General features: G+C 70.2%; 8 protein-coding genes and 1 pseudogene. 4 read left to right on the plus strand and 5 right to left on the minus strand.

Going from position 1 to position 10,472, the window contains the following annotated elements; genetic code table 11:
• Window positions 1-410: 410 nt before the first annotated feature.
• The 5 genes and pseudogenes from hyi to ppc form a co-directional block, all read right to left on the minus strand.
• Window positions 411-1,190, minus strand: a pseudogene (hyi, locus tag QZ772_RS15350) (hydroxypyruvate isomerase).
• Window positions 1,191-1,220: 30 nt separating this feature from the next.
• The gene (gcl, locus tag QZ772_RS15355) at window positions 1,221-3,014 is read right to left on the minus strand and encodes a glyoxylate carboligase (RefSeq protein WP_295527934.1); all 1,794 of its coding nucleotides are present in this window, start codon (window positions 3,012-3,014) and stop codon (window positions 1,221-1,223) included.
• A gap of 146 nt (window positions 3,015-3,160) precedes the next feature.
• Entirely contained in the window at window positions 3,161-3,595 is a 435-nt protein-coding gene (locus QZ772_RS15360) for a TA system VapC family ribonuclease toxin (RefSeq protein WP_295527937.1), read from the minus strand.
• Window positions 3,592-3,846 carry a hypothetical protein gene (locus tag QZ772_RS15365; protein ID WP_295527940.1) on the minus strand — a complete coding sequence of 85 codons (255 nt, stop codon included), beginning with the start codon at window positions 3,844-3,846 and terminating at the stop codon, window positions 3,592-3,594. Before QZ772_RS15365 ends, QZ772_RS15360 begins: the two co-directional genes overlap by 4 nt.
• 64 nt (window positions 3,847-3,910) lie before the next feature.
• Window positions 3,911-6,772 (minus strand): phosphoenolpyruvate carboxylase, encoded by a 2,862-nt coding sequence (ppc, locus tag QZ772_RS15370; RefSeq protein WP_295527943.1) that lies wholly within the window; start codon window positions 6,770-6,772, stop codon window positions 3,911-3,913.
• Window positions 6,773-6,876: 104 nt separating this feature from the next.
• Here ppc and hemC point away from each other — a divergent pair, with 104 nt between their 5' ends.
• The 4 genes from hemC to QZ772_RS15390 all read left to right on the plus strand — a co-directional run.
• Entirely contained in the window at window positions 6,877-7,788 is a 912-nt protein-coding gene (gene hemC / locus QZ772_RS15375; RefSeq protein ID WP_295527946.1) for a hydroxymethylbilane synthase, read from the plus strand.
• A 38-nt stretch (window positions 7,789-7,826) separates the two neighbouring features.
• Entirely contained in the window at window positions 7,827-8,585 is a 759-nt protein-coding gene (locus QZ772_RS15380; RefSeq protein ID WP_295527949.1) for a uroporphyrinogen-III synthase, read from the plus strand.
• Window positions 8,582-9,667 carry a uroporphyrinogen-III C-methyltransferase gene (locus QZ772_RS15385; RefSeq protein WP_295527952.1) on the plus strand — a complete coding sequence of 362 codons (1,086 nt, stop codon included), beginning with the start codon at window positions 8,582-8,584 and terminating at the stop codon, window positions 9,665-9,667. Before QZ772_RS15380 ends, QZ772_RS15385 begins: the two co-directional genes overlap by 4 nt.
• 3 nt (window positions 9,668-9,670) lie before the next feature.
• Window positions 9,671-10,472, plus strand: an 802-nt coding sequence (locus QZ772_RS15390; RefSeq protein WP_295527955.1) for a heme biosynthesis HemY N-terminal domain-containing protein, incomplete at its 3' end; no start/stop codon positions are given.

Below are 10,472 nucleotides of genomic sequence, written 5' to 3' on the forward strand. Positions count from 1 at the left end.
CTGGAGTTCAGACGTGTGCTCTTCCGATCTCGACCGATGCGTTCGCCGTGGGGTGAGCCCTTCAGCCCCTCGGCCACGCCATGTTCGCCAAACAGCACCTTCTCCACGTCGGGCGTGTCCGGCACCATGAGGAAGATCACGTCGGCGTGGCGCGCCACCTCGGCGGCGCTGGCGCAGACCTCGGTCCGCCCTGCCAATGCGGCCGGCACCTGGCCACGGGTGTGGACGAAGAGCGTGTGGCCGGCATCGGCCAGATGCCCGGCCATGGGCGTGCCCATGATGCCCAGGCCGATGAAGCCGATTCGACGCGGCGCCGAGGGTGGACTCTTGGCGTCGTGGGCGTCGGCGCTGGTGTTGGTATTGGTGTTCATGAGTGTGTCTCCGTCGATGGACCGTGGCCCGCTGCGGGCTCAATGCGCCAGGCTGCGGATCCAGCCCAGGCCTTCGCGCGTGCCGGCGCGGGGCTTGTACTCGCAGCCGATCCAGCCGTCATAGCCCAGCGCGTCGATGTGCTGGAGGAGCCAGCGGTAGTGGATCTCGCCCGTACCCGGCTCGCCGCGGCCCGGGTTGTCGGCCACCTGGATGTGGCCGATGCGGCCCAGGTGCCGGCCGAGCGTGTTGCCCAGTTCGCCTTCCATGCGCTGAGCGTGATAGACGTCGTACTGGATGCGCAGGTTGGCGTCGCCCACCTAATCGAGCAGGGCCAGCGCCTGATCGGTCCGGGTGAGGGCGAAGCCGGGAATGTCGAAGTGGTTGATGGGCTCGATCAGCAGGCGCAGTCCGGCCTTTTCAAGCGCGCGTGCCGCGAAGCGCAGGTTGTCGACCAGCACCGGCTGCACGTCGCCGAGCGTCGCGCCCTCGGGCAGCTTGCCGACCAGGCAGTTGAGCTGCGGGCAGCCCAGCGTCTTGGCGTAGCCGATGGCGCGGCCGACGCCGTCGCGGAACTCGCCCACGCGGTCCGGGTGGCAGGCGATTCCGCGCTCGCCCGCCGCCCAGTCGCCGGCCGGCAGGTTGTGCAGCACCTGCACGAGGCCGTGGGCGCGCAGGGCCTCGGCCAGTTCGCGGGCCTCGAAGTCGTAGGGAAACAGGTATTCCACCCCCTCGAAGCCGGCGCGGGCGGCGGCCTCGAAGCGCTGCAGGAAGGGCAGCTCGGTGAACAGCATGGCGAGGTTGGCGGCGAAGCGGGGCATGGCGGTCTCTTGCTTTGGGGAAGGGGGGGCTCAATCGAGCATGGCGGCGGCGATGGCCGTGGGGGCGTCGGCCAGGCCATCGGCCAGCGGCTCGAACTCGCGGATGGCGTCGATCTCGGTGCCCATGGCGATGTTGGTCACGCGCTCGAGCATCACCTCGATCACCACGGGCACGCGGTGCTCGGCCATCAGCGCTTCGGCCTGGTCGAGCGCGGGCTGCATCTCCTCGGGCCGCTGCACGCGGATGGCCTTGCATCCCAGGCCTTCGACCACCTTCTTGTGGTCCACGCCGTAGTGGCGCTCGATGCCGGCGTCGGGCGCGGCATTGATGTTCTCGAAGCCCAGCTGCACGCAGTAGTCCATGTCGAAGCCGCGCTGTGCCTGGCGGATCAGGCCCAGGTAGCTGTTGTTGACCACGATGTGGATGTACGGAAGCTTGAACTGCGCACCCACCGCCAGCTCCTCGACCATGAACTGGAAGTCGTAGTCGCCCGACAGCGCCACCACGCGGCGCGACGGATCGGCGGCGCGCACGCCCAGTGCGGCCGGCACCGTCCAGCCGAGCGGGCCGGCCTGGCCACAGTTGATCCAGTGGCGCGGCCGGTACACGTGCAGGAACTGCGCGGCCGCGATCTGCGACAGGCCGATGGTGCTGACGTAGCAGGTCTCGCGGTCGAAGTGCCGGTTCATGCACTGGTAGACGCGTTGAGGCTTCATCGGCACCTCGGTGAAGTCGGTCTTGCGCAGCATCGTGCGCTTGCGTTCGCGGCATTCGGCGGCCCAGGCGCTGCGGTCGGGCAAGCGGCCCTCGGCCTTCATGGCTTCGGCCACTTCGACGAACAGGGCCAGCGCCGCGCCCGCGTCCGAGACGATGCCGAAGTCGGGCATGAACACGCGGCCGATCTGCGTGGGCTCGATGTCCACATGCACGAAGGTGCGGCCGTGGGTGTAGACGTCCACCGAGCCCGTGTGCCGGTTGGCCCAGCGGTTGCCGATGCCCAGCACGAAGTCGCTGGCCAGCAGCGTGGCGTTGCCGTAACGATGGCTGGTCTGCAGGCCGCACATGCCGGCCATCAGCGGATGGTCATCGGGGATGGCGCCCCAGCCCATCAGCGTCGGGATGACCGGCGTGCCGGTCAGCTCGGCCAGGCGCACCAGCAGCGCGCTGGCGTCGGCATTGATGACGCCGCCGCCGGCCACGATCAGCGGCCGTTCGGCCGCGTTCAGCATGGCCAGCGCCTTCTCGATCTGCGCCCGCGTGGCGGTCGGCTTGTAGGCGGGCAGTGGCGCATAGGTGTCGATGTCGAATTCGATCTCGGCCATCTGCACGTCGAAGGGCAGGTCGATCAGCACCGGCCCCGGCCGGCCCGAGCGCATCAGGTGGAAGGCCTGCTGGAAGACCTGCGGCACCTGCGCCGGCTCGCGCACGGTGACGGCCCACTTGGTCACCGGCTTGGCGATGGACTCGATGTCCACGGCCTGGAAGTCCTCCTTGTAGAGGCGGGCCCGCGGCGCCTGGCCGGTGATGCACAGGATGGGGATGGAATCGGCCCAGGCCGAGTACAGCCCCGTGATCATGTCGGTGCCTGCCGGGCCCGAGGTGCCGATGCACACGCCGATGTTCCCCGCCACGGCGCGTGTGTAGCCCTCGGCCATGTGCGACGCGCCTTCCACATGCCGCGCCAGGATGTGGCCGATGCCGCCATGGGCGCGCAGTGCGGCATACAGGGGATTGATGGCGGCGCCGGGCACACCGAAGGCCTGCGTGATGCCCTCGCGTTCCATCACCAGCACGGCGGCCTGGGCCGCGGTCATTCTTGCCATGGGTTCGTCTCCTCGTTCGATGGACCTCACTCTAGGAAGGGCGGGGCGAACGCAGAAGACGCGGGCTGGCGATAAGCGCTATTCCGTCAGCGAATGGGATGAGGGACCCGTGCTTCGGCGCGCCGCCAGACGCGCTCCGGCGGCGATCAGCCGATCAAGGGATTGCGCACGCGCAGGTTGGGAAAGCGGCTGAAGTCGCGGTCAGCGCTCCAGAGCTCGCGCACACCATGGCTGAGGCAGAGCGCCGCGATGCGCGCGTCATGCACCATCGGTCCCTGTAGCCGGGCTTCGGCGATGAGTGCGCGCAGTCGTGGCCAATGGTCCAGCGACTCGGAGAGCAGATGCAGCGTCGGCGATTCCAGCCAGATGTCGATCTGGCGCAGCGCCTGGTCCGGCGTGCTGGGTGGCGAGTACACGCGGGGGTGCGTCGCGATGCCGTAGAACTCGTGCAGGCAGGGCCAGGCGATGGCCCAGGCGCTGCTGCCTTCGGCCAGTTCGGCCACCTTGGCGGCCGCCGCGGCATGGAAGGGGCTGTCCGCGCGATGCGCATACACCAGCAGGTTGGTGTCCAGCGCGATCATCCGCCCCGCCCTGCGTCCGGCCCGTAGAGCGCATCGCGCATCTGGTCCCACCCAGCGTCGCGCCAGGCGGGCGACAGGCCTTGGCCGTTGACGCTGCCGTCGCGCAGCTTGAAAGGCTTGGCGGCCTTCTTCTCGGCCATCACGGTGCGCAGTCCCTGCTCGATCAGGGTCTTCATGCTCATGTTGTGGGCATCGGCATAACGCCGAGCCTGGGCGAACAGGGGGTCGGGAAGTTCGATGGTGGTCTTCATATGGGCACCCATATCAAAGAATATGGGTGCCCATATTAGTTCCGCCTCCAGGCGGCAACAAGCATCAGCCTGTGTTGCGCAAGCCCGCTGCCACGCCGTTGATCGACAGGTGGATGCCCCGCTGCAACCGCTCGCTGCCGTCGCCGCCGCGGAAGCGGCGCATCAACTCGACCTGCAGATGGTGCAGCGGGTCGATGTAGGGGAAGCGATGGCGCACCGAGCGCTGCAACTCGGCATTGCCCTCCAGCCGCTGCTTTGCGCCGGTGATGAGCGTGAGCGCATCGGAGGTGCGGCGCCATTCGGCCTCGATCATCGAGAACACCTTCTGGCGCAGCTTGCGCTCGCCCACCAGCTCGGCGTAGCGCGCGGCCAGCTGCAGGTCGCTCTTGGCCAGCACCATGTCCATGTTGGACAGCAGCGTGCGGAAGAAGGGCCACTGGGCATACATCTTCTGCAGCAGCGCCTCGCGCTCTTTGCGCGCTGCAGGGTTCTGGGCCTCGGCCAGGAAGGCCTGGATCGCGCTGCCGAAGCCGTACCAGCCGTTGATCGTGAGCCGGCACTGGCCCCAGCTGAAGCTCCAGGGCACGGCGCGCAAATCTTCGATGTTGCGCTTGGGATTGCGCGAGGCCGGGCGCGAGCCGATGTTGAGCTCGGCGATCTCGCGAATGGGCGTGGAGCCGAAGAAGTAGTCGACGAAGCCGGGCGTTTCGTAGACCAGCGCGCGGTAGGCGTCCATGCTGGCCTGCGAGATGGTCGACGCGGCGTTGATGAAGGACGTGGGCGCGGACTTGGTGGATCCGAGGAAGGTGGCCTCCAGCGTGGCAGCGACCAGCGTCTCCAGGTTGCGCCGGCCGATCTCGCGGTTGGCGTACTTGGAGCCGATGACCTCGCCCTGCTCGGTCAGGCGCAACTGCCCGCGCACGGTGCCGGGCGGCTGCGCCAGGATGGCCTGGTAGCTGGGCCCGCCGCCGCGGCCGACCGTGCCGCCGCGGCCGTGGAACATGCGCAGGCGGATGCCGTCCTTGCGGCCCTCGTTCATCTCGTCGAACAGCGTCACCAGCGCCATGCCGGCGCGGTACAGCTCCCAGTTGCTGGTGAAGATGCCGCCGTCCTTGTTGCTGTCGCTGTAGCCCAGCATGATGTCCTGCTCGCCGCCGGAGCGCTGGATCATGGCCCGCACGCCGGGCAGCTCATAGACGGCGCGCACGATGGGCGCCGCATTGCGCAGGTCGGCGATGGTCTCGAACAGCGGCACGACGATCAGGTCGCACACCGCGTCCTCCTGTAGCGTGCCGCGCAGCAGGCCCACTTCCTTCTGCAGCACCATGGCCTCGAGCAGGTCGCTCACGGTCTCGGTGTGGCTGATGATGTAGTGGCGGATGGCGGCGCGGCCGTAGCGGCGGTGCGATTCCAGCGCCTGCTGGAAGATCGCCACTTCGCTCACCGTCAGCGGCTGGTAGCCGGCGCCGGGCACGCGCAGCGGCCGGGCGTCGTTCAGCAGCCGCAGCAGCAGGGCCTGCTTGTCCTCTTCGGCCAGCTCGGCATAGGCCGGTTCGATGCGGGCCACCTTGAGCAGGTCGGCGATCACGGCCTCGTGCTTGTCGGAGCTCTGGCGCAGGTCCACCGTGGCCAGGTGGAAGCCGAAGACCTCCACCGCGCGCATCAGTGGGCGCAGGCGCTGGTCGAGCAGCACGCTGCCGTGCTTGTCGATCAGCGATTCCTCGATGGTGCGCAGGTCGGCCAGGAACTCCTCGGCCGACTTGTAGGGGTTCTGCGGCGCCACGGCATGACGCGCGGCCACACCGCCGGTCAGGTCGCGCAGCGTGGCGGCCAGGCGGGCATAGATGCCCGTCAGCGCGCGGCGGTAGGGCTCGTCGTGGCGGTGCTCGTTGGGGTCGGGCGAGGCCTCGGCCAGGGCCTGCATCTCCACCGTCACATCGACCAGCGTGGCGGACATCGACAGCTCGCCGCCGAGGTAGTGGACTTCGGTCAGGTAGTGGCGCAGGGCCAGCTCGCATTGGCGGCGCAGGGCGTATTCGAGCGTCTCGGCCGTGACGTTGGGATTGCCGTCGCGGTCGCCGCCGATCCACTGGCCCATGCGGAAGAAGGAAGCGATGTGCTCCGCGCCCAGGGCCTTCTCCAGTGCGGCGTACACCTTGGGAATCTCGCGCAGGAAGGTCGCTTCGTAGTAGGAGAGCGCGTTCTCGATCTCGTCCGCTACGGTGAGCTTGGTGAAGCGCAGCAGCCGCGTCTGCCACAGCTGCACGACGCGGGTGCGCAGCAGGGCTTCGTTCTCCTCCAGCTCGCGCGGGGTGAGCGTGTCCTTCTGCCCGGCGAACAGGACCTGGCGCTGCCGGATCTCGTCGCGGGCCGTCAGCAGCTGGGCGATGCCGCGCTCGGCATCGAGGATGGACTTGCGCTGCACCTCGGTCGGATGCGCGGTGAGCACCGGCGACAGGTAGCTGTGGGCCAGCGTGCCCACCACGTCTTCGGCCGAGACGCCGGCCTTGCGGATGCGGGCCAGGGCCACGTCCAGGCTGCCGTCGATGGCTTCGCCTGCGCGCTCGGCCTCGGTGCGGCGGCGGATCAGGTGGCGGTCCTCGGCCAGGTTGGCCAGGTGGCTGAAGTAGGTGAAGGCGCGGATCACCTGCACCGTCTGCGCCGCCGACAGGCCCTTGAGCAACTGCTTGAGCGCCCGATCGGCCGAGTGGTCCGCGTCGCGGCGGAAGGCCACCGACAGCGTGCGCACCTTCTCGACCAGCTCGAAGCTGTCCTTGCCTTCCTGCTCGCGGATCACGTCGCCCAGGATGCGGCCCAGCAGCCGGATGTCTTCGATCAGCGGGGCATCGTCGGGGCCCTTGCGCAAGGGCGGGGCGATGGTGTCGCCGGGCTTCTTCGTGCTCTTCGTCCGGGTGACAGGCGGCATGCAGGACTCTCCTCTTCGCAGTGGTTGTGGTGTGCGCCATCAGTCGTTGCTGCGGCGCAACATGCTAGCATCCGCGACCCAGCAAACCACGCGGAGACCGCTCTGTGAGCCACATCGTGATCGCCACCCGCGAAAGCCGCCTTGCCCTGTGGCAGGCCGAGCATGTGCGGGACCTGCTGCAAGAACAGGGCCACACGGTCGAACTGCTGGGCATGACCACCCGCGGCGACCAGATCCTGGACCGCACGCTCAGCAAGGTCGGCGGCAAGGGCCTGTTCGTCAAGGAACTTGAGCTAGCGCTGGAAAAGGGCCGCGCCGACATCGCCGTCCATTCGCTCAAGGACGTGCCGATGGAGCTGCCCGAAGGCTTCGAGCTCGCGGCCGTGCTGGAGCGCGAGGATGCGCGCGATGCCTTCGTCTCCCCCAACTATGCGCGGCTGGAAGACCTGCCCGAGGGGGCCGTCATCGGCACCTCCAGCCTGCGGCGCACCGTGCTGCTGCGCGCACTGCGGCCCGACCTGCGCATCGAGCCGCTGCGCGGCAACCTCGACACCCGGCTGCGCAAGCTCGACGAAGGGCACTATGCCGCGATCGTGCTCGCGGCAGCCGGTCTGATGCGCCTGGGCCTGGCCTCGCGCATCCGCACCGCCTTCGAGCCCGAACAGATGCTGCCGGCCGCTGGGCAGGGCGCGCTGGGCATCGAGATCCGTGCCGACCGGCCGGACCTTCGCGAGGCCCTGGCCCCGCTGGTGGACATGACAACCTGGCGCCGCGTGGCGGCCGAGCGCGCGGTGAGCCGGGCGATGGGCGGCAGTTGCTCCGTGCCGCTGGCCGCGTTCGTGCAGGACCTCGGCGACGGGCGGCTGCATGTGCGTGCCGCCTGGGGTGATGCGGAGCAGCCAGGTGCGCTGGTGCGGGCCGAGCTGACCGATGCCGCCGCCGATCTGGTCGCCGCCGAGGCCCTGGGGGCCGAGGCAGCGCGGCGCCTGCAGGCCGGCGGGGCTCGGCTCGGCTGAGCGCCAGCGGCGCGGCCCGAGCTGCTTGCTGCCTCGCCATGACTGCGGCGCCGTCGCTGATCGTCACGCGGCCTGAGCCCGAAGCCACGCGCTGGACGGAGGCACTGCGCGCAAGGGGCGTCGCTGTGCACGCCCTGCCGTTGATCGAGATTGCGCCGCTGGCCGGAGCGATCGCCTGGCCGGTCGACGCACTGCCGCAGGCCCTGATGTTCGTGAGCGCCTCCGCCGTGCGGCACTTCTTCGCCACCCGGCCGCCCGAGGTCGTCGTCGCCTGCCGTTGCTGGGCCACCGGCCCCGGCACGGCCCGCGCGCTGGCCGAAGCTGGTGTGGATGCGGAACGCATCGACCAGCCGCCCGCCGAAGGCCCCTTCGATTCGGAGTCGCTGTGGACGCGTGTCCATGGCCAGGTCAGGCAAGGCGTATGCGTCTGGCTGGCGCGCGGTGCCGATGCCCAGGGCCGCGCCGCGGGCCGCGACTGGCTCTCGCGCCAGATCGAGGCGGCCGGCGGCGTGGCCGTGCAACTGCCCGTCTATCGCCGCCTGGTGCCCGCGCTCGACGAGGCCAGCGTGCGGATCGTGCAGGCGGCCCTCGCGGGCGGATCGATCTGGCTGTTCAGCAGTTCGGAGGCCGTGGCCAACCTGCGTGCGCTGGCGTCCTGGGCCGACTGGTCGCGCGCCACGGCCCTGGCGACGCACGAGCGCATTGCCCAGGCCGCGCGCGATGCCGGCTTCGGCGCCGTCCGCGTCGTGGCGCCCGACCTGGACGCCGTGGCCGCGTCGATAGAATTCTCGCGATGAGCGCACCCCCCGCGACCGACGACACCGTCACCGATCCCGTCGCGCGACCCCTGGCCCCCGTTCCCCCGTCTCCCGTGCCCGCCCCCGGCGCCGTGCTGGTGGTACGGCTGGCCTTTGGCGCCATCACCCTCGCTTCGCTGATCGCCATCGTCATGGCGGCCATGCTGTGGCAGAAGGTGGGCAGCATGCAGGAGCAGCTGGCGCGCCAGAGCGCCGATGCCACCCGCCAGGCCACCGAGGCCCGGACCCTGGCCCGCGAAGCGCAGGAAACCGTGCGCGCCGCCGACGCCCGCGTCGCCGTGCTTGAAACCCGTCTGGCCGAGGTCAGCCTGCAGCGCGCCCAGGTCGAGGAGGCCCTGCAGAGCCTCTCCCGCTCGCGCGACGAAAGTCTGCTGGTGGACATCGACGCGGCGCTGCGCCTGGCGCTGGAACAGGCCCAGGCCACCGGCAACGTGCAGCCGCTGCTGGCCGCGCTCAAGGCCAGCGACCAGCGCATCGCGCGCGCCGGTCAGCCGCGCCTGCAGCCGGTGCAGCGCGCCATCCAGCGCGATGCCGATCGCATCCGGGCCACGGCCAGCGGCGACGGTGGCGAGGCCCTGTCGCGGCTCGACGACCTGCTCAAGGGCGTGGACGAGTTGCCCGTCATGAATGCCCTGGCGCTGCGCGGCAACCGGGCCGCGAGCGACGGCTGGGCCAACGAGGCGGTGCCGGCCGACGCGCCCTGGTGGCAGCGCATCCTGCTGGCCGTTCGCAATGAAGTGCGCTCGCTGATCCGCGTCTCGCGCATCGACCGGCCCGAGTCGGTGCTGCTCGCGCCCGACCAGACCTACTTCCTGCGCGAGAACCTCAAGCTCAAGCTGCTGAGTGCCCGGCTGGCGCTGTTGGCCGGCCATGTGGCGCCCGCACGGGCCGAGCTGGCCGGCGTGACGGCCTCGCTCAACCGCTACTTCGACCCGGCATCGCGCCGCGTGCAGGCTGCCGCCACGCAGCTGCAGCAGGTGCAGGCGCTGGTGCGGGCCGCCGAGCCGCCGCGCATCGACGACACCCTCACGGCCCTGGCCGCCGTGTCCGCAGGGCGCTGAGGCATGCGCGCGGCCGTCTGGCTCCTGGTGCTGTTCGCGGTCGCGGCCGCGGTGGCGCTGTTCGCGGGCAACAACCAGGGCATCGTCACCGTCTTCTGGCCACCCACACGTGTGGACCTGTCGCTCAATTTCGCGCTGCTGCTGCTGATCCTCGTCTTCATGCTGCTCTACGGCGCGCTGCGCGCGCTGCAGGCGCTGTTTTCGCTGCCCGTGCAGGCGCGCCAGTGGCGGCTGCAGCAGAAGGAGCGCAACCTGCACGCCGCCCTGCTGGACTCGGTGGTCCAACTGCTGGCCGGCCGCTTCACCCGGGCGCGCAAGTCGGCGCTGGCGGCACTGGCGCAGGAGCATGTGCTGGCCGGCCTGGATGCGCGGCTGCCGCAGTCGCAGCAGGTGCGCGTGCTGGCGCACCTGATGGCCGCGGAAAGTGCCCAGGCACTGCAGGACCGCGCGGCGCGCGATGCGCATCTTCAGCATGCGCTGAACGAAGGCCGCGAGCGCGGCGGCATGTCCGCCGAGACGCGCGACGGCGTTCAGTTGCGCTCGGCCCGCTGGGCCCTGGAAGACCGCAATGCTGGCGCCGCGCTGGACCGTCTGGCCGAACTGCCGCAGGGCGTGCAGCGCCGCACGCTGGCGCTGCGGCTGCGCCTGAAGGCGACGCGCCTGTCGGGCCGCACGCAGGACGCGCTCGACACTGCGCGTCTGCTGGCCAAGCACCGTGCCTTCTCGGAAGACGGTGCGCGCAGCATCGTGCGTGGCCTGGCGCTGGAGCTCGTCGGCCAGGCGCACGACCCCGCCCAGTTGATGC

This window comes from uncultured Pseudacidovorax sp. (assembly GCF_913773995.1).
Taxonomy (GTDB): domain Bacteria; phylum Pseudomonadota; class Gammaproteobacteria; order Burkholderiales; family Burkholderiaceae_C; genus Xenophilus.

Excerpts from the sequence above, each read along its gene's own strand:
- gcl (WP_295527934.1), bottom strand. The coding sequence starts at position 3,014 with ATGGCAAGAATGACCGCGGCCCAGGCCGCCGTGCTGGTGATGGAACGC.
- QZ772_RS15360 (WP_295527937.1), bottom strand. The coding sequence starts at position 3,595 with ATGATCGCGCTGGACACCAACCTGCTGGTGTATGCGCATCGCGCGGAC.
- QZ772_RS15365 (WP_295527940.1), bottom strand. The coding sequence starts at position 3,846 with ATGAAGACCACCATCGAACTTCCCGACCCCCTGTTCGCCCAGGCTCGG.
- ppc (WP_295527943.1), bottom strand. The coding sequence starts at position 6,772 with ATGCCGCCTGTCACCCGGACGAAGAGCACGAAGAAGCCCGGCGACACC.
- QZ772_RS15380 (WP_295527949.1), top strand. The coding sequence starts at position 7,827 with ATGACTGCGGCGCCGTCGCTGATCGTCACGCGGCCTGAGCCCGAAGCC.
- QZ772_RS15385 (WP_295527952.1), top strand. The coding sequence starts at position 8,582 with ATGAGCGCACCCCCCGCGACCGACGACACCGTCACCGATCCCGTCGCG.